The sequence below is a fragment of the Amycolatopsis sp. WAC 01416 genome (genome assembly GCF_003947485.1).
Taxonomy (GTDB): Bacteria; Actinomycetota; Actinomycetes; order Mycobacteriales; family Pseudonocardiaceae; genus Amycolatopsis.
Map to the genome: position 1 here is coordinate 1 of NZ_QHHX01000013.1, position 19,116 is coordinate 19,116.

Annotated in this window: 13 protein-coding genes; 1 reads left to right on the forward strand and 12 read right to left on the reverse strand. The window is 67.5% G+C overall.

The window, feature by feature from the left end:
• Positions 1 to 764, reverse strand: a 764-nt coding sequence (locus DL990_RS36445; RefSeq protein ID WP_125801426.1) for a DUF222 domain-containing protein, incomplete at its 3' end; no start/stop codon positions are given.
• A 131-nt stretch (positions 765 to 895) separates the two neighbouring features.
• The gene (locus DL990_RS36450; RefSeq protein WP_125801427.1) at positions 896 to 2,242 is read right to left on the reverse strand and encodes an MFS transporter; all 1,347 of its coding nucleotides are present in this window, start codon (positions 2,240 to 2,242) and stop codon (positions 896 to 898) included.
• 39 nt (positions 2,243 to 2,281) lie between these two features.
• Between DL990_RS36450 and DL990_RS36455 the strand changes: the two genes are divergently transcribed.
• Entirely contained in the window at positions 2,282 to 2,836 is a 555-nt protein-coding gene (locus tag DL990_RS36455; RefSeq protein ID WP_125801428.1) for a hypothetical protein, read from the forward strand.
• Here DL990_RS36455 and DL990_RS36460 read toward each other — a convergent pair.
• From DL990_RS36460 to araB, 10 genes are all read right to left on the reverse strand, one after another.
• A complete protein-coding gene (locus DL990_RS36460; RefSeq protein WP_125685073.1) occupies positions 2,814 to 3,218 on the reverse strand; it encodes a hypothetical protein in 405 nt (134 codons plus the stop codon). The two genes, DL990_RS36455 and DL990_RS36460, sit on opposite strands and share 23 nt — an antisense overlap.
• A gap of 168 nt (positions 3,219 to 3,386) precedes the next feature.
• A complete protein-coding gene (locus DL990_RS36465) occupies positions 3,387 to 7,136 on the reverse strand; it encodes a glycoside hydrolase family 2 TIM barrel-domain containing protein (protein ID WP_125801429.1) in 3,750 nt (1,249 codons plus the stop codon).
• A gap of 22 nt (positions 7,137 to 7,158) precedes the next feature.
• Positions 7,159 to 8,616 carry a family 43 glycosylhydrolase gene (locus DL990_RS36470; RefSeq protein ID WP_233620677.1) on the reverse strand — a complete coding sequence of 486 codons (1,458 nt, stop codon included), beginning with the start codon at positions 8,614 to 8,616 and terminating at the stop codon, positions 7,159 to 7,161.
• 2 nt (positions 8,617 to 8,618) lie between these two features.
• Positions 8,619 to 11,153 (reverse strand): alpha-L-arabinofuranosidase C-terminal domain-containing protein, encoded by a 2,535-nt coding sequence (locus DL990_RS36475; protein WP_125801431.1) that lies wholly within the window; start codon positions 11,151 to 11,153, stop codon positions 8,619 to 8,621.
• A 106-nt stretch (positions 11,154 to 11,259) separates the two neighbouring features.
• Entirely contained in the window at positions 11,260 to 12,507 is a 1,248-nt protein-coding gene (gene mmsB, locus DL990_RS36480; protein ID WP_199746743.1) for a multiple monosaccharide ABC transporter permease, read from the reverse strand.
• Positions 12,508 to 12,510: 3 nt separating this feature from the next.
• A complete protein-coding gene (gene mmsA / locus DL990_RS36485; RefSeq protein ID WP_199746744.1) occupies positions 12,511 to 14,034 on the reverse strand; it encodes a multiple monosaccharide ABC transporter ATP-binding protein in 1,524 nt (507 codons plus the stop codon).
• 4 nt (positions 14,035 to 14,038) lie between these two features.
• A complete protein-coding gene (gene chvE / locus DL990_RS36490; RefSeq protein WP_125782777.1) occupies positions 14,039 to 15,166 on the reverse strand; it encodes a multiple monosaccharide ABC transporter substrate-binding protein in 1,128 nt (375 codons plus the stop codon).
• Between the two features lie 26 nt (positions 15,167 to 15,192).
• The gene (gene araA, locus DL990_RS36495) at positions 15,193 to 16,698 is read right to left on the reverse strand and encodes an L-arabinose isomerase (RefSeq protein ID WP_125782776.1); all 1,506 of its coding nucleotides are present in this window, start codon (positions 16,696 to 16,698) and stop codon (positions 15,193 to 15,195) included.
• Positions 16,695 to 17,381, reverse strand: coding sequence for an L-ribulose-5-phosphate 4-epimerase (locus DL990_RS36500; protein ID WP_125782774.1), 687 nt, complete (start codon positions 17,379 to 17,381; stop codon positions 16,695 to 16,697). The genes araA and DL990_RS36500 overlap by 4 nt, the downstream gene beginning before the upstream one ends.
• Positions 17,378 to 19,051 carry a ribulokinase gene (araB, locus tag DL990_RS36505; protein WP_125801432.1) on the reverse strand — a complete coding sequence of 558 codons (1,674 nt, stop codon included), beginning with the start codon at positions 19,049 to 19,051 and terminating at the stop codon, positions 17,378 to 17,380. Before araB ends, DL990_RS36500 begins: the two co-directional genes overlap by 4 nt.
• Between the last annotated feature and the right edge of the window lie 65 nt (positions 19,052 to 19,116).

The following is a 19,116-nucleotide window of genomic DNA, read 5'->3' on the forward strand; positions in this document are numbered from 1 at the left end:
GGCTGGTCCGGACAGGCGATCGCAAGGTCGAGGATGTCGACCCAGGCGTCTCCCATGCGTTCGCATTTCATCCGCAGGTCGGCTTGACCGAACTCGCCCACCGGCCGCGGCGCCGCATACGCCTCCAAAGCCGCCGCCGTGCGAGCACCCGTCTCATCATCGAGAAGACCAGTCAGCTTCCAGTAACCGTCTTTGCGGCGCTCCAAGGTGATTTCCCGGCGCGGCTGGGCGGGTTCGGGATCCTTCGGCTCGTTCCCATCGGGATCCAGCCACGCCAGGAGGTTCGTCTCGGCGTCGGCGAGCTGCCGCGGTCCGGCGTCGCGGGCGAGGGTGGCGAGGATCTTCTCCGCACTCGCCCGATCCTCAGCAGAGGTCTCGGCCGGGAGCTTCTTCAAGATCTCCAGAATCTGATCGATCCGCTCGTCCCCGACCAAACCCTCGGCGGCGACAGCGGCGGTGGCGGGCGCGACAGCAGGAACTTCGGTGCCGTCCAGAGCACGCGTGGGGTTCAGGGCGATGGCCCGGTTTACTACCGCACGCGCCTCACCGACCGATAATCCTGCTATATCGGCGAACCAGTTGGCCGTGCGGCCATAGCCGTATAAGTCTTTGACGCCACGAGACTCGATCTCCGCCAGGAATTGCCCCAGTCCGGCGGTGGCCATCCTGATCACCTGCAACGACTGCTGCACGCCGTGGGCAAGCTCCAGCTTGCCGGCGCGCCACAGTTCCTGCGGCAACTCGGGAAGGAAGGTCTCGGACACCCCACAAGAATACCCCAAACCAATCGAACAGGCGTTCGTAATTTTAAGCAACAATGAGCCAGCGCATTTACCACTGACGGGTGATAGTGCCGAGAAACGAGACTGCGCCTGTGTAATCGCCCGAAAAGCAATTAGCCGACTAATTGCGAAGGCGAGCGCTCCGGAAGCCTAAGCGCGGCCGCAACACCACCAGCAGCGACGAGACCCACAAACCCGAACACCACACCGAAAGCCAACACGGGCCGCGCGTCAAGGCCCGCCAGGATCGCGCCGGTCACCGCCACCCCGGCCACCGCACCGACCTGCCGAACCGTGTTGAACAGTCCCGAGGCGCCGCCCGCGGCATCGGGTTCGACGGACGCCATCGCGATGGCGGACAGCGGTGACCACGCCAGAGCGTTGGCAGCACCCAGAAGCGCGGCGCCCACCGAGATCCACCACGGATTCAGGCTCAACACCACTACCAGCCCGATGAGCAGCAGACTCACCGCCAGCAGGCTCATGCCGAGTATCGCAGGCCGTCGCCCGCCCACCTGGTCGACCCAGCGGCCCGCCGGTGGTGACAACAGGATCGCGACGACGGCGTCCGGCGCGAGGACCATCGCGGCTTCCATCGGGCCGAAACCGCGCACCTCTTGGATGTAGAGCATGGTGGGCAATGCCATCGCGAGGACCGTCGCGCCGAGCGACGCCATCGCGAGGCTCGCAGACGAATACCCGGACGAGCGATAGAGCCGCAAGGGCGCGAGGGCGTCCGCGCCTTGCCCGCGTTCTCGGAACCAGAAACCGACGAGCAACGCGACGGCAAGGGCGGTCGCGGGCAATGAAAGTATGCTCCAGGACAACAAGGCCCACACGAGAAGGCTGAGACCGGCCGTGCTCAACGCGGCGCCGAGCAGGTCGAAGCGTGTGGCGTTCCCGGAGCTTCCCGGAATCAGGCGGATGCCCATGACCACGGCGATGACGCAGAGCGGCACGTTGACCCAGAAGATCCAGCGCCAATCCAGGCTCGCCGTCAGCAGTCCGCCCAGAATGGGGCCGAGCAAGGTGGCGGCCGCCGCCACCGAACCCCAGATACCGAACGCGCGCCCTCTCTCCTCTTCGGCGAAGAGCCGTCGGATCAACGTGAGTGGTTGCGGTGACATCGCGGCCGCCGCCAGGCCTTGCAGGATCCGGAACGCGATGAGCCATTCGATCGACGGCGCGAGCCCGCACAGTGCCGAGGCGACGCCGAAGCCTCCCATGCCGAAAAGGTAGACACGCTTCGGATCGAAGAGATCTCCTAGCCTGCCGGCGACCAGCAGCGGAACAGAAAACGCGAGCAGGTAGCCCGCCGTCACCCAGAACAACGCGGCGACGTCCCCGCCCAGCTCGGCTTGAATGCTCGGGCTCGCCACCGCGACGATGGTCGTGTCCAGCAGGAGCACGAAGAACCCCGCGAGCAGCGCCGCGAGCCCACCCCATCTCGACGGACCCATAGCGCACACCTTAATGACTATCGCGGTTACGGTTTTGCCATGACCGCACTTCCGCGCGGCGGTGCCCCCGCCGAAGCTTTGGCCGAGGTCGAAGCGAGCATCGAGGACCGGTGGCGGTCGTTCCTGGCGGAGTACGAGGTGACCGCCGGGACGAAAGAGGAAACCGACCTCGCCGAATTGGTCGTCGCCGACACTTCCGCGTTCGAATGGCGAGTCGTCGACGCCGCCCTCGACAGGCTGGCCTGCGCAGACTGCGGCAACGCGCTCGGCGCGGGGCCCACCGGCTGCGGGAGATGCGACCAGGCCAACGGCTTCCGGTTCGCGGCCGTCGAGACCGACCGGCCCGCCACGCCGCCGGGCACCGACCACGGGCTCCGCGTCGCCACCGCGGTCGCCCGCACCCGGCACCGCTACGGTGCGCGGGCCCGCTGCGGTTTCGAACTCGGTCTTCCGCTTCTCCTCGGCGGCGAGCTGCCCGGTACGCCTCAAGCGCAGGCGTACCGGGCAGCGATCAACAAGCTCACGGAAGAGGAATGCGAGCGCGTGACCTCGTTCGAGGAGGTCACGCGGCTCAGTAGTCGTCGCGTCCGGTGAACTGCTGCTCCAGCAGCTCCGCCGAACCCGCGACGAGTTCGAGCGGGTCGGTGAACTCGTTGATGTCGAGGTTCACCAACGGCAGGGAATGACGCAACACCAGGTGCTCTCCCATCACCACCAGTCCGCCGACGACGATCGTGTTGCCGATCTCCGTCAGCACGGTAGCGAGGTCGACCTGGTCGACGCGCGCGAACGGCGTCGCGATCTGTACCCAGTCCTCGCGGCGGTCGAAGACCTCCCGCGCGATGACCACGGTCTGGGCCCGCTCTTCGTAGTCGTCGTCGCCGTAGGACAACCGGATGCGTATTTCGTCCGTTTCGTCCTTCACTACCCGATATTCGTGCCGTACGAACGCGACCAGATCGGCCCATTCCGCCATGAATTCAATCTCCCTCGCAGTCGAAGATCGAGACTAGCGAGAGCGGACGGTCTCGAACCGTGCCTCGTGCCGACATCACCCGGACGAAGCAGCACGGACCAAAGACAGGCCGGTTCTTCGCCGCGCGGGATCCCTTCACCGCGCCGTGAAGGGATCCCGCCCGGTCGGTCAGCCGCCCGCCGGCAGTCCCGCTCGCGCTTCCTGCGAGGTCAACGGCCGGAGCGACAGCGTGTACTCGTACGTGCTGTCGGGCTGAACCTGGCTGCGTTCCCGCACCGGGTTGGGCGTGTCCCCGACCCCGGTCACCGCGTGGCTCGCGTGCAGCGTGAACCAGCCCTTGTTGCGCTGCAACTGGAACGGATACGCCGCCCGGTCGAGGTCGTCGTACGGTGTCACGCTGACGTCGTTCGCTCCCCCGACCAGCAGGCCACCGGTCCGGCCGTCGGTGAGCAGCGCCCATCGGCTGTCGGTGTGGTTGCCGTGGTCCTGCGGCCGGTGGTACTCGACGTACTGCTGGTCCACCGTGCTCGACTGCACGCCGATCGGCGTCCCGTCCTTGCGGTCGACGTAACTCTCGGCTTTCCGCCCATACCAGGCGAACCGGTCATACCGGTCCGGCACCGCCAGTGCGACGCCGATCCGGGGCAGATACGGCAGAGTGCGCACGCTCCCCTGCGGCACGACGCGGTTGCCGAGGCTCAGCGTCCCGGTCCGGTCGACGGTGTAGGTCATCGTCTGGTCGAACCACGCCCCGGCGACGTCCGGCGCCGCGACCCGGCTGTCGACGATCACCCGCACGCTTCGCGAGCCGTCCTTCTCGACCCGCACTCCCGTGACCGTGGTCTTCAACCGGTCAAGGCCGGCTTTGCGCCAGTCCTCGCCCTCGGCCCTGCCCCACGCGAAGGTCTCGTTGCTGATGGGTGCCCGCCACGCGTCGAGTTTCGGCCCGGCGGTCAGCAGTTCCTTGCCCTGATGCCGGATGGACGTCAGCGCACCGCTCGCCTTGTCCACCTTGTACGTGACCCCCGCCGCCGACGCCGTCACCGAACCCGCGTCCTCGACGACTCCGACGGCCTTCCCGTCGAGCGGCGTCCGGTCCAGGCCCGGAATCCGTTTACCGCCCAAGGAGAACTGGTCGTGCGCCAGGACATGTCCCCGCGCGAGCATGGGCTCGCCCTGGGTGGTCACCGCCTCGACGGTGAGGAAGCGCTCGCGATCCGCGGGATTCGGCGGCGCGGGAACGGCGACTCGCCCGGTCGTCCCGGCGCCGACCCGCAACGGCTGTTCGCCGCGGGCGACGATCCGGGAGCCTTCCTGGATCCGCCACCGCAGGTTCAGCTCGTCGGTGCCCTTGAACTGCCGTTCGTTGGTCACCGACACCGTGCCACCGGAGTAGGCGAACCGGAGCGGCTGATGCGCCCAAGCCATCTGCGCGGTCTCCGGCTGCGCCGAACGATCCGTGCCGATCAGACCGTCCACACCGGACAGACTGGAGCCATAGGACAGGTGGCTCCCCTGGTCCGTGACGCTGTCGAAGTCCAGCGCCAGGACGGCACCGCCGGCCGGTGCGGCACCGGACAGCTCGGCGGCGGACAGTGGCTTGTCGTAGATACGGACGTCGTCGACGGCGCCGCGGCCCATCCAGCCGATGTTCGACGGGTCGTTCCAGGACGTCTCGAAGTCGCGGCCGACGTTGACCTCCGCCGAAGACGGGTCGATCGCGCCGGTGAACGGTTTGCTGCCGACCTCCTTGCCGTCGAGATAGAGCCGCAGGGCCGTGCCGTCGTAGGTACCGCTCACCCGGTGCCAGTTGCCGTAGAAATCGGCGGGCACCTTGGCCTGCACCGCCTGCCACGTTCCGCTGTGGATGAAGAACTCCAGCGTGTCCTGCGTCTTCATCTTGAGCGCGTACTGGTGATCGCCCTTGCCGAGGATGCGGAAATCACCGGTCCATTTGCCCGGCTTCACCCAGGCATCGAGGGTCAGCGCCTTACCGGTGATGTCGAGCTTCCGGTCGCGGTAGACCTCGACGAAATCGTCCAGTCCGGACAGCGCCAGTGCCTTGCCGCGATGACCGTCGACCAGCTCCGGTTTGCCGCTGAGGTGCGCCGAGATGTCGTTGCCCGACGAATCGGGCGTGATCCGGATCCGCTGCCGGATGTTCTGCTCCGCCCAGTCCCAGATGAACCCGCCCTGGGTCTGCGGATTCGCCCGGATCGTGTCCCAGAACTCCCGGAAGTTGCCGAGACTGTTGCCCATGGCGTGGGCGTACTCGCCGAAGATCAGCGGTTTGGTGGTGTTCTTCGCCTGTTCGGCGAACTTCTCCGGAGACGGATACCGCGGCCCCCACACGTCCGCGAACGGCGCGTCCCCGTCCGGGCTGTTCGACTGGTGGTAGATCGGCCGGGTCGGCTCGTTCGCGTCCAGCCATTCCGCCAGCGCGAAGTGATGCGCGCCGAGGCCGGCCTCGTTACCGGTGTCCCACAGGAAGACGCTCGGATGGTTCTTGTCCCGTTCGACCATGCCGATCATCCGGTCGAAGAACGCGTCCCGCCAAGCCGGGTCGTTCGCCTGGCAGTATTGAGCGCAGTTCTCGTGGTTGTGGGTCTCGATGTCGATCTCGTCGTCGATCCAGAGCCCGTGCCGGTCGGCCAGTTCGTAGAAGTAAGGGTCCGACGGGTAGTGCGAGGTGCGGACCGCGTTGACGTTGAGCTGCTTCATCAGCGCGACGTCGCGCTCCTGCGCGCGCCGGGGCACGTGCCTGCCGTGATCGGGGTCGGTCTCGGCGCGGTTGACGCCCTTGAACAGCACCCGTTTCCCGTTGACCAGCAACTGTTTGTCGCGGATCTCGATCTCCCGGAACCCGACCGTCTCGCTCGTGATGTGCGTGACGCGGCCGTCGGGCGCGGTCAACGTGAGGACGGCCGTGTACAGGTTCGGCGTCTCGTCGGTCCACTTCGCGGGGTTACGAACGAACAGGTTCAGCGCGGTCTTGCCACCCGCCTCGACCTCCCCGCTCGCGGACCCGGCCTCCTTGCCCGCGGCGTCGCGCAGGCTCAGCCCGACACGGTGCTTGCCCGTGGTCCCGCCGGGTTTGGTGGCGACCTCGACCGCGGCCTTGAGGGTGGCGTCGGTGTAGGTGGCATCGAGGTCGGTCGTCAGTCCCACGTCCTGGATGAACGTCCCCGGCGCCGAGTGCAGGGTCACAGAGCGGAAGATGCCCGAGTACCGCCACTGGTCGACGTCCTCCAGATAGGCGCCCGCGCTCCAGCGGTGCACCTGCACGGCGAGCCGGTTCGGGCCCGGGCGCAGCGCGGAGGAGATGTCGAACTCCGCCGGCGTGTAGCCGCCCTGGTCGTAGCCGATGTACGTCCCGTTGACCCAGACGAAGTACGCCGACGTGACACCCTCGAAGCGCAGGAAGGTCTCGCGTTCCGTCCAGTCCGCGGGCAGGGTGAAGTCGCGGACGTAGGCGCCGGTCGGGTTGACGTCACGCGGGACGCGCGGCGGGTCGTCGGGCTGGATCTCGGTGGCGATGTTGCGGAAGATCGGGTGGTCCAGACCGTCCGTCTGCCAGGTGTGCGGAACGGATACTTCGCGCCAGCGCGACGCGTCGTAGCCGTCCTCGTGGAATCCCGCCGGGACCTGAGACGGATTGTCGGCCATCGCGATCCGCCACTTGCCGTCGAGCGACTGGGTGTAGGGACTGCGTTCCTCGCGGCGAGCCGCGGCGGAGACGTCCGCGTACGGGCGTAGGTAGGCGTGCGGTGGCTCCTGGCCTTCGGCGACCTTCCGTGGATCGTCGAGGTAGGACTGGACGTCGGCGGGTGGTCCGCCTGCCGCGGCCGGTGATCCGGCCGCGACCAGGGTCCCGGCGAGCATCGCCAGGACCAGGACGATGGGGCGTGTTCGCAGCACTGCGTTCAACCTCCCAGTGAGTTCAGCTGAGCCGGAAGCTGACCCGTTGACGATCCCGCACCGCGGTACCGGGACGGAAGACCAAGATCCTTCCCTTGTCGTGGGCCAAATAGGTGGCGGATTCACCCGGCAGGCGGAACGACACCGCCAGCCGGTCGGCAAGGCCCGGCACCTGGGTGAAACTCGCCGCCCGGCCGTAGGCGTCGCTCTCGTCGTACGGATCGATCCGTACGGTCGAGGCGTCGACCACCCGGACGTAACGGTCCGGGAAGTTCACCGATTGCAGTGCGACGGTTCCCGCTCCCCGGAACCCCGGGACGATCCGGAACTGCGAGTCGGCGAGTTCACGGACGTTGCCATCCGCCGTCAGCCGGTACTCGTAGTGCCGCACGTACAACGCCGGATCGTCCAAAGGGGACAGCCGGACGCAAGGTCCGCCTTTGCCGACCGGGACGCCGAAACTCGGTGTCCCGTCGTCGTTCCAGTACAGCCGTTGGACCCTCGTGTGCCGGTTCGGGTCGTACAGCGGGTCGCCGGTGATGTCGCGGTAGTCGCGGGCGTGGTAGACGAGCACGTCGGACCCGTCCTCGGCGACGGTGAACGAGTTGTGCCCCGGTCCGTACTGCCGGGTCGCCTCGTTCGTGGTGAACACCGGCTGCGGCGACTTCGTCCAGGACCGCGGGTCGAGCAGGTCCGAACGTTCGTCGGCGGTGAGCAGCCCCATGCAGTAGCGGGCGTCGGTGGCGCTCGCCGAGTAGGTCATGAACACCCGCCCGTTGCGGACGATCACCGCCGGCCCCTCGTTGACCTTGAATCCCTGGATCTCCCACGGCAGCGTGGGCACCGCGAGCCGGACGGGATCACCCTTGATCGCCAGCGGTGAGGCCATCTCGGCGAGGTACACGTTGCTGTTGGTCGCGATCCCGGGTTCGCTCTGCGCCCAGGCGAAGTACCGTTTGCCGCGATGCTCGAACGTCGTCGAGTCGAGCGTGAAGGTGTCCCACTTGGTCACCATCTGCCCGCGCAGCACCCAGGTACCCGCCCGTGGATCGTCCGAAGTGGACTCCAGCACGTACGTCCGGATGCGGAACACGTCGTCCGAGTCACCCGCGGCGAAGTAGACGTACCAGCGCCCGTCGATGCGGTGCAGTTCCGGCGCCCAGATGTGGCCGCCCATCTTCCCGGACGACGGCCGTCGCCAGATCGTCGTCTCCCTGGCGGTGGCCAGGCCGTCGATCGTGGCGGCGCCGCGCACGACGATCCGGTCGTACTCCGGCACGGAACCGGTCAGGTAGTACATCCCGTTCACCGGCCGGGTGATGAACGGGTCGGCGCGCTGTTCGACCAGTGGATTCCGGGTGGTCAACGACGCGGGAGCGGCCTCGGCGGCCTGGGCCGTACCCGGCGCCAGGCTGCCGACCGCGGTGGCGGCCAGCAAGCCGCCACCCGCTCTGAACAGGTCACGACGGTCGATCGTCATGGTCATCCCCTCACTCGGGCCGGGAACCGCAGGAAGGTCACGGAATTCGGTGGGAAGGTGTAGGTGAAGCTGTTCGACACGCCGGAGAACCGCGACTCGCGTGGCGCGATCGGCGTGGCGAAAGCGGTGTTGACGTCGTCCGGTGAGCCCTGCAACGTCGTCACGCGGGCGGTCGAACCCGGCTGGACGCGGGTGCCGAGATCGACCCGGGTGCGGGCTGCCGAGGTCTGGGCGTTGACGACCTTGACCACCAGTTCGCCGGTCTTGACGTCGCGGGTGACGACCTGGCGGAACGGTTCGGCGACCTTGTCGTCGGTGAACGAACCCCACTTCTGCCCGTCGAGGAACAGCGTCACCTGTCGGCCGCGGACCTCGACCCGCAGGTCGTACTGCTTGCCGGTCTCGATCTTGGTGTCGTTCTGGAGCAGGGTCTGCTTGCCGCCGCCTTCGGTCTTCTCGACGGCGGAAACGGTGTTGTTCCAGCCGCCGAGGTTCCACCAGTAGTTGTTACCGGTGTCCTTGACCCCGAACGCGACCAGGAAGCCCTCCCTGCCGCCGGTCTTCGTCGCCTTCACCGAGAAGTCGTAGTTGCTCCAGGACGGATCGCCCGTGGTCACGAGGGTGTTCTCCGCGGCCTGGTCGGACTGGAGGTAGACCCCGTTCGACACCGCCCAGGAACCCCGTCCGGCCACCTTCGACCAGCGTGAATCGTCGCCGGAGAAGTCGTCCGAGAACAGCTGCGCACCGTCGGCCGACGTGACCTTGACGTCGTCGTAGGCCGCGCTCGTCGCCCAGGTCGACAGCCCGATCGCGCCCGAGATCGGCGCGACGGTGGCAGGCGTGGCCGACGCCCTGCTCGGGACCAGGTGGTCGCCGACGTTGGTCATGAACAGCTTCTGTGTCTCGTAACTGGCCGAACCCCACGAGCGCTGGTTGTCGAACCAGATCATGTCCGGTTTCCACTGCACGTAGTCGGTGTTCGCCAGCAGCGGCGCGTACGACGCGAGCTTGACGACGTCGGCGTTCCGCTCCAGCCCGGTCATGTACGCGGCTTCGGCCAGCGCGTTGCCGAACTTGTTGTCCAGCGACGCGTATTCGCCGAGAAAGACCTTGGGACCGTTGCGATCGTAGGTGTCGTAGCGCTGGTTGTTCTGGAGGAACCACTGCGGACTGTTGTAGTAATGCTCGTCGACCACCGAGACCTTCGCGTTCCGGTTCAGGTCCCACAGCCGGTCGAACGTCGCGCCGGTGTCGTCCGGTCCCGAGTTGCCGATCACCGTGATCCCCGGGTATTTCGCCGCGATCGCCTTCCGGAACTCGGTGAAGCGGGCGAAGTACTCGTCGGGCAGGTTCTCCTCGTTGCCGACGCCGACATGCGTCAGGTTGAACGGCGCCGGATGCCCCATCTCGGCCCGCTTCTTACCCCAGGCCGAGGTGACCGGGCCGTTGGCGAACTCGATCAGGTCGAGGGTGTCCTGGATGTGCCGCCGCAGCAACGCCGGGTCGTCGGTCGCCTTGTTCTGCCCGCAGCCGGTGACCAGCGCCGGTACCACCGGCAGCGGCATCGCGCCGATGTCCTCGGAGAATTGGAAGTACTCGTAGTAGCCGATGCCGTAGGACTGGTTGTAGCCCCAGAAGTTCGCGTTCGTGGCCCGCTGCTCGACCGGCCCGATGGTGTCCTTCCACTGGTACGAACGCTTTCGTTCCCAGTTCGGCGCCTCGTAACCCTGGTGGCTGCCGGTGTTGACCAGGCAGCCGCCGGGGAAGCGTACGAAACCGGGTTTGAGCGCGGCGATCTTCTCCGCGAGGTCGGCCCGCATGCCGTTCGGCCGGTTCTTGTAGGTGTCGCGCGGGAACAGCGACACCATGTCCAGCCGCAGGGTCCCGCCGCCGGACGCGGTCAGCGCGAGCCTGCCCAGCGCACTCGACTCCCGTGCCCGGACACTGCCGGTGTACTTCACCCAGCCGTCGCCGCGGACCTGCACCCGCAGCGGATCGGCGAGCGCCTTGCCCGCCGGATCGGTGACGGCCACCGTGAGCGGCGTCCCCGCCGCCCGATCGGTCCGGGCGAACACCGAGAAGTCGTACTGCTTGCCCTTCTCGACCCGGATCCCCGAGTTGTAGCCGGAATTCGCGACGCCGTACTCGCCACCGGCGAGGTCGAGCTTGAGATAGCGGCGGTTCCGTTCGTTGAGCCGCCGGTCGTCGTCGGCCACCGTCGCCGTGCCGGTTCCCCCGTCGATCGACGTGGGTGCCCAAGACGTCAACGGCGTGTACGACGCGTTGTCGGCCTTGTCGTACTCGAAGGAGCGGTTCTGCACGAGCTCCGCGTACAACCCGCCGTCGGCGGCGCGGTTGATGTCCTCGAAGAAGACGCCGTACATCGAACGGTCGATCGTGGCACCGCGTCCCGCCGCGTCCACGGCGAGGCTGTAGTCGGTCGTCGGTGTCTGGCCCGAAGCGGTCTGAACGGGCACGAGGACACTGGCGGCGATGGTCAGGGACAGCACACTGATCCGGATCGACCTGCTGCGCACAGCACTTCCTTTCGCGACGGTTGCGAGGGGAACTGCGGGTGGGGGGTGGGTCAAGCGGGTCGTGAGTGGCGATTCGGGTTAGAACCCGAATCGCCACTCACGACCGTCAGGCGGCGGTCCGGGCCCGCCGTTTGGTCCAGATGTCATAGGCGACGGCGACGAGCAGCACGAACCCCTTGACCAGGTTCACGCTCTCGGTCGGCGCGCCGATGAGGGACATGCCGTTGTTGATCACGCCCATGATCAAGCCGCCGGTGATCGCGCCGACCACCTTGCCGACGCCACCCTGCACCGCGGCGCCGCCGATGAACGCCGCGGCGATCGCGTCGAGTTCGAACATGTTGCCCGCGGTCGGACCGGCCTGGTTGAGCCGTCCGGCCACGATGATCCCGGCCAGCGCGGAGAGCACGCCCATGTTGACGAAGATCCAGAACGTCACGGCCTTGACCTTCACGCCGGACAGGGTCGCGGCCTGGAGGTTCCCGCCGATGGCGTAGATGTGGCGGCCGAACACGGCCCGCGTCGTCACCAGCGAATACCCGATCACCAGCACCGACAGCAGGATCAGCACCCACGGCAGGTTCTTGTACCGCGCCAGCTGCACCACCACGAACAGCACGACGGCGGCCGCCGCGGCGATCTTCAGCAGGAACATCGGCAGCGGGTCGACTTCTTGCAGGTAGTTCAGCCGGGCCGTGCGCTTGCGCCATCGCGAGACGACAGCGCCGCCGATGGCGAGGACGTCCACCAGCAGGCTGACCACGTCGGCGCCGCCGAGCGGGCCGAGCCCGATGTTGCCGAGATAGCCGCCGGTGAACCCGTTCGCCAGCGTCCGCACCTCGTCCGGGAACGGCCCGATCCCCTGGTTCCCGAGCACGGTCAGGGTAAGGGCGCGGAAGATCAGCATCCCGGCCAGCGTCACGATGAACGCCGGGATGCCGAAGTAAGCGACCCAATACCCTTGCCACGCCCCGATCACCGCGCCGACCGCCAGGGTGATGAGGAGCGCGAGCGGCCACGCCATGCCCATGTTCACCATCAGCACGGCCGAGATCGCGCCGGTCAGCGCCACCACGGACCCCACCGACAGGTCGATGTGCCCGGCGATGATGATCAGGATCATGCCGATCGCGAGGATCAGCACGTACGAGTTCTGCACGATCAGGTTCGAGATGTTCTGCGGTTCCAGCAGCGCGCCGCCGGTGAGGATCGAGAACAACACGACGATCAGCGCGAACGCGACGTAGATGCCGCTCTCGCGCGGGTTGAACGAGATCCGGCGCGGTGCCCTGGCCGGCGCGGCTCCCTGCTGTTCCGGGACACCGGTGGCGGTGTCAGCGGAGGCGGTGCTCATGTCTTACTCCTGTTCCCTGGTCATCGCCCGCATGAGGACCTCTTGGGTGGCCTCGGCCCGGCCGACCTCGCCGGTGATCCGGCCCGCCGACAACGTGTAGATCCGGTCGCACAGACCGAGTAGTTCCGGCAGCTCGGACGAGATGACCAGGACGGCCTTCCCCTCGTCGGCGAGCCGGTTGATGATCGTGTAGATCTCGTACTTCGCGCCGACGTCGATGCCGCGGGTTGGCTCGTCGAGGATCAGCACGTCCGGATCGGTGAGGATCCATTTGGACAGCACGACCTTCTGCTGGTTTCCGCCGGAGAGCGTGCCGGTCACGCTGCGCACGTCCGGTGCCTTGATGTTCATGCTCTTGCGGAATTCTTCGGCGACCCGGTGTTCTTCGTTCTCGTCCACCCAGCCGCGCCGGGCGAGTTTGCCCAGCGCGGCGCCCGAGATGTTGCGCTGGATGTCCTCGATGAGGTTGAGTCCGTAGCGTTTGCGGTCCTCGGTGGCGTACGCGATCCCGTTGGCGACGGCGTCGCCGACCGTGCGCACCTCGATCTCCTTGCCGTCCTTGACCAGCCGTCCGGAGATGTCCTTGCCGTACGAACGGCCGAACACGCTCATCGCGAGTTCGGTCCGCCCGGCGCCCATCAGTCCGGCCAACCCGACGATCTCGCCGCGGCGCAACGTCAGGCTCGCGCCGTCCACGACGACGCGGCCGTGCTGCGTCGGACTGTGCACGGTCCAGTCCTCGATCCGGAGGACCTCGTCACCGATCCGCGGTTCCCTCGGCGGGAACCGGTTCTCCAGTTTCCGGCCGACCATCCCGGCGATGATCCGGTCCTCGGTGACCGCGGCCGCGTCCAGTGTTTCGATCGTCCTGCCGTCGCGCAGGATGGTGATCGAGTCGGCGATCGCGGCGATCTCGTTGAGCTTGTGCGAGATCAGGACGCAGGTGACGCCGTCGTCGCGCAGGCCGCGCAGCAGTTCGAGCAGATGAGCCGAATCGTCGTCGTTCAGCGCCGCCGTCGGCTCGTCGAGGATCAACAGTTTGACCTCTTTGGACAGTGCCTTGGCGATCTCGACGAGCTGCTGTTTGCCGACACCGATGTCGAGCACCGGCGTCACCGGGTTCTCCCGCAGGCCGACGCGCCGCAGCAGTTCGCCGGCCTGTTGGTTGGTCCTGTTCCAGTCGATCAGCCCGCCGCGCGCCTTCTCGTTGCCGAGGAAGATGTTCTCCGCGATGGACAGTTGCTGGCACAGCGCGAGTTCCTGGTGGATGATCACGATGCCGCGGCGTTCGCTGTCGCGGATCGCGGAGAACGCGCACGGCTCGCCGTCGAAGACGATCTCGCCGTCGTACGAGCCGTGCGCGTAGACACCCGAGAGCACCTTCATCAGCGTGGACTTGCCCGCGCCGTTCTCGCCGCAGATCGCGTGGATCTCTCCCCTGCGCACCGACAGGTTCACGTCCTGCAGCGCCTTGACGCCGGGGAAGGTCTTGGTGATCCCCCGCATCCGAAGGATTTCGTCGGTCACGTCGCTACCTCAGCTGTTCCGCTTTGTAGTAGCCCGAGTCGATGAGTTCCTTCTGGTAGTTCCCCTTGTTGAGGATCACCGACTCCAGCAGGAACGCCGGGACGACCTTCTGGCCGTTGTTGTAGTCCGTCGTGTTGTTCGTCTCGGCCTTGCCGCCCTTGAGCACCGCGTCGGCCATCTTGACCGTGGTCTCGGCGAGTTTGCGGGTGTCCTTGAAGATCGTCGAGTACTGCTCGCCGGCGATGATGGACTTCACCGACGCGACCTCGGCGTCCTGGCCGGTGACCACGGGATACGGCTGGCCCGGGGTGCCGTAGCCGTTGCTCTTCAGCGCCGACAGGATGCCGATGGAGAGGCCGTCGTACGGCGAGAGCACGCCCTGCACCTTGTCGCCGGAGCTGTAGGTCTTGGTCAGCAGGTCTTCCATCCGCCGCTGCGCGGTCGCCGCCTGCCAGCGCAGGATCGCCGCGACGTTGAACGCGGTCTGGCCGCTCTTGACGACCAGCGTCCCGTTGTCGAGGTAGGGCTTCAGCACCGACATGGCACCGTTGAAGAAGAACGTCGCGTTGTTGTCGTCCGGCGAACCGGCGAAGAGTTCGACGTTGAACGGTCCCTTGCCCTCACCGGGCGAACCGTCCTCCTTGAGCACCTTGAGCCCGGTGAGCAGCGACGTCGCCTGCTGCACACCGACCTTGAAGTTGTCGAAGGTCGCGTAGTAATCGACGTTGGGGGTGTTGCGGATCAGCCGGTCGTAGGCGATGACCGGGATCTTCTTGTCCGCGGCCTCCTGCAGCTGGGTGGTGATCGCGGTGCCGTCGATCGAGGCGATCACGAGCAGCTTCGCGCCCTTGGTGATCTGGTTCTCGATCTGGTTCACCTGGGTGGGGATGTCGTCCTCTGCGTACTGCAGGTCGACCTGGTAGCCGAGCTTCTCCAGCGCCGCCTTGATGTTGTCGCCGTCATGGATCCAGCGCTCCGACGATTTGGTCGGCATGGTGACGCCGACGAGGCCGCCGGCGGCACCGCTCGCGGCCGCCTGCTGATCGACGGACTTCTCACTCGAACCGCAGGCCGTGAGCGCGGCACCGAGGCCGACCGCCACGGCCACTGTGGCCAGTTTCGTGAACTTCATTGTTCCTTCTCTCCGGTGGGGACCGATCAGAATCCTTGTGCGAGCCGGTAATAGGCCTGGTTCCAGCGCATCCGGTCGGCGATCGAAGCGGGTGTCGTCGCCTGGTCGATCACCAGCAGCTCGACGTCGAGCATGGTGGCGAAATCCCGGATCGATTCGGCGCCGACGGCCTGCGTGAGCACCGTGTGGTGCGGTCCGCCCGCGGTGATCCAGGCCTCGGCGGACGTCGCCAGCGACGGCGACGGCTTCCACACCGCGCGCGCGACCGGCAGATTCGGCAGCGGCTCGTCCGGCGCGACGACCTCGACTTCGTTGGCCACCAGGCGAAACCGGTCGCCGAGGTCGGCGAGGCCGATCACGACGGCGTCACCGGCGGCGGCGTCGAACACCAGCCGGACGGGATCCTCGCGGCCGCCGATCCCGAGCGGGTGGATCTCGCATGAAGGCTTGGCGGCGGCGATGCTCGGGCAGACCTCGAGCATGTGCGCGCCGAGGATCTTCGGTTCACCGGGACCGAAGTGGTAGGTGTAATCCTCCATGAACGACGTCCCGCGCTCGGAGTCGCGGCCCATCGCCTTCACCGCGGTCAGCAGCGCGGACGTCTTCCAGTCCCCCTCGCCGCCGAAGCCGTAGCCGTCGGCCATCAGGCGTTGCACCGCGAGACCCGGGAGCTGGCGCAGGCCGCCGAGATCCTCGAAGTTCGTGGTGAACGCGCCGAAACCGCCGTTCGTCAGGAACGTGCGAAGCCCCTGCTCGATCCGGGCCGCGTAGCGCAGCGACTCGTGCCGCTCGCCCGCCTTGGTCAGCTCCGGAGCGAGCGCGTACGAGTCGGCGTACTCCTCGACGAGCGTGTCGACCTCGGCGTCGGGCACCGCGTCGACCAGCGCGACGAGTTCGTTGACGCCGTAGGTGTTCACCGAGACGCCGAACTTCAGCTCCGCCTCGACCTTGTCCCCGTCGGTGACCGCGACGTCGCGCATGTTGTCGCCGAACCGGGCGAGTTTGAGCGAGCCGATCGTCTGGCGGCCGACCGACGCCCGGATCCAGGCGTCGATCCGGTCGGCGACCGACGGATCCGCCGCGTGCCCGGCGATGGTCTTGCGCGGCACACCGAGCCGGGTCTGGATGTAGCCGAACTCGCGATCGCCGTGCGCGGCCTGGTTCAGGTTCATGAAGTCCATGTCGATGGACTGCCACGGCAGTGCCTCGTTGAGCTGGGTGTGCAGATGCAGCAAGGGTTTCCGCAGCGCGTCGAGGCCGGTGATCCACATCTTCGCCGGCGAGAACGTGTGCATCCACGCGATCACGCCGACACAGGCGTCGTCCGCGTTCGCCTCGAGCATCACGCGCCGGATCGCCGACGGCTCGGTCAGCACCGGCTTCGCGACGATCCCGGCCGAGATCCGGCCGGTGTCGGCCAGCATCCGCTGGATCTGCAACGACTGACCCGCGACCTGTTCGAGGGTTTCCTCGCCGTACAGCGCCTGGCTCCCGGTGAGGAACCAGACCTCGGTCTTCCGCTGTGTGCTCACTTCTCTCCCTGCTGACCGTAGACGTTCTGGTAGCGCGCATAGAGCCGGTCCACGTCCTGTTCGGACAGTGGTTCCGGCGTTCCCAGCGCGGAAGCGATGTGGACGGTCTTCGCGACGTCTTCGACCATCACCGCGGCCTTGACCGCGTCCCGTGCGGTGCGGCCGACGGTGAACGGGCCGTGGTTGCGCATCAGCACCGCGGGCGACCGGCTGGACCGCAGGGTCTCGACGATGCCCCGGCCGATCGAGTCGTCGCCGATCAGCGCGAACGGCCCGACCGGGATCTCCCCGCCGAACTCGTCGGCGATCATCGTGAGCACGCAAGGGATCGGTTCCCCGCGCGCCGCCCACGCGGTGGCGTACGTCGAATGCGTGTGGACGACTCCGCCGACCTCGGGCATGTGCCGGTAGACGTAGGCGTGCGCGGCCGTGTCCGAAGACGGCGCCAGATCGCCGTGGACGACTTCGCCGTACAGGTCGGTGACGACCATGGTGTCGGCGGTCAGGTCGCCGTAGGACACCCCGGACGGTTTGATCACCATCAGGTCGTGCCCGGGGACGCGCGCCGACACGTTGCCCGCGGTCCAGATGACCAGCTCGTAGCGGGTCAGCTCGCTGTGTAACCGGGCGACGGTGTCCCGCAGCTCTTCGAAGGTGTCCGTGATCTCCACGGCGAGGCTCATCGGTGCTGTCCTTTCCTGGCGGCACGGCGGCGGGCGGCGAGCCGGTGCATGACGTCGTTGGTCCCGCGGCCGAAGTAGTCGTGCAGCGCGGCGTACTCGGCGTAGAGGTCGTCGTAGGCCTTCACGTTTTCGGCGATCGGCCGGTGGACCGCGCGGCGGACCGAGCCCATCGCGAGCGCGGCGGCAGGCACGTCCGGATGCGCTCCGGCGGCGACGGCGGCGTGGATCGCCGAGCCCAGCGCGGGGCTCTGCGCCGAACCGGCCACCGAAAGCGGCAGATTCGTGACGTCGGCGTAGATCTGCATCAGCAGCGGGTTCCTGACCAGGCCTCCGGCGACGATCAGTTCGGTGACCGGCACCCCGGCGCGGTCGAACGTCTCGATGATGGTCCTGGTGCCGAAAGCGGTCGCCTCCAGCAGCGCGCGATAGGTGTCCTCGGCCCGCGTCGCGAGCGTCTGCCCGACGACGACGCCGGACAGTTCGTGGTCGACCAGCACCGACCGGTTCCCGCTGTGCCAGTCGAGCGCGACCAGCCCGTGCTCGCCGATCTCCTGTGTCGCGGCGAGCCGGGTGAGCAGCTCGTGGACAGAGATCCCCGCTTCCCTGGCGTCGTCCACATAGGATGCTGGCACGCCGTGTTCGACGAACCACGCGAAGATGTCGCCGACCCCGCTCTGCCCGGCCTCGTAACCCCACTGCCCGTCGACGATCCCGCCGTCGACGACGCCGCACATCCCCGGCACCTCGCGCAGTTCGGCGCCGTTCATCACGTGACAGGTGGAGGTGCCCATGATCGCGACCATCTGCCCCGGCTCCACGGCCTGGACGGCGGGCGCGGTGACATGCGCGTCGACGTTGCCGACGGCGACCGCGATCCCTTCCGGCAACCCGGTCCATTCCGCCGCCTGGGCGCTCAGGCTTCCCGCCTTGGCGCCGAGAGCGGCCAGCGGATGGACGAGCTTGTGGTCCACGAAGGACCCGAAGCCGGGCGCGAGCTCTTCCAGGAACTCAGCGCTCGGGTAGTGGCCGTCCTGGAGAATGCCCTTGTATCCGGCGGTGCACGCGTTGCGGACGTAGGTCCCGGTGAGCTGCCAGACGATCCAGTCGGCGAGTTCGACCCAGTGCCGCATCCGGTCGTAGACCTCGGGCGCCTCTTCGAAGACCTCCAGCGCCTTGGCGAACTCCCACTCCGAGGAGATCAACCCGCCGTAGCGCGGGAGCCAGGACTCGCCGCGCTTCCGTGCCAGCGCGTTGATCCGGTCCGCCTGCGGCTGCGCGGAATGGTGCCGCCACAGCTTCACGTAGGCGTGCGGATTCCCGGCGAACTCGGGCAGTTCACACAGCGGCGTGCCGTCGGCCGTGGTCGGCACCATCGTGCAAGCGGTGAAGTCGGTGCCGATACCGATCACGTCGGCGGGATCCGCGCCGGCGGCGCGGAGGGCTTCCGGCACGGCGGTGCGGAGGACGTCGATGTAGTCCGACGGCACCTGCAGTGCCCAGTCCGGCGGCAGACCGTGCCCGGTCCGCGGCAGGATCCGGTCGATCACGCCGTGGCGGTACTCCGAAACCGCGCTGCCCAGCTCCGCGCCGTCACGGACGCGGACCACGACGGCCCGGCCGGACAGCGTCCCGAAGTCGACGCCGACGACCAGCGGCTCCCCTGTACTCACTTCTTCTCCCGCATTGTTAGCGTTCACATTTCTGGTCGAAAACCACGCTCACGCGTGATTGAAGC

Excerpts from the sequence above, each read along its gene's own strand:
- DL990_RS36450 (WP_125801427.1), bottom strand. The coding sequence starts at position 2,242 with ATGGGTCCGTCGAGATGGGGTGGGCTCGCGGCGCTGCTCGCGGGGTTC.
- DL990_RS36455 (WP_125801428.1), top strand. The coding sequence starts at position 2,282 with ATGACCGCACTTCCGCGCGGCGGTGCCCCCGCCGAAGCTTTGGCCGAG.
- DL990_RS36460 (WP_125685073.1), bottom strand. The coding sequence starts at position 3,218 with ATGGCGGAATGGGCCGATCTGGTCGCGTTCGTACGGCACGAATATCGG.
- DL990_RS36470 (WP_233620677.1), bottom strand. The coding sequence starts at position 8,616 with ATGACGATCGACCGTCGTGACCTGTTCAGAGCGGGTGGCGGCTTGCTG.
- mmsB (WP_199746743.1), bottom strand. The coding sequence starts at position 12,507 with ATGAGCACCGCCTCCGCTGACACCGCCACCGGTGTCCCGGAACAGCAG.
- chvE (WP_125782777.1), bottom strand. The coding sequence starts at position 15,166 with ATGAAGTTCACGAAACTGGCCACAGTGGCCGTGGCGGTCGGCCTCGGT.
- DL990_RS36500 (WP_125782774.1), bottom strand. The coding sequence starts at position 17,381 with ATGAGCCTCGCCGTGGAGATCACGGACACCTTCGAAGAGCTGCGGGAC.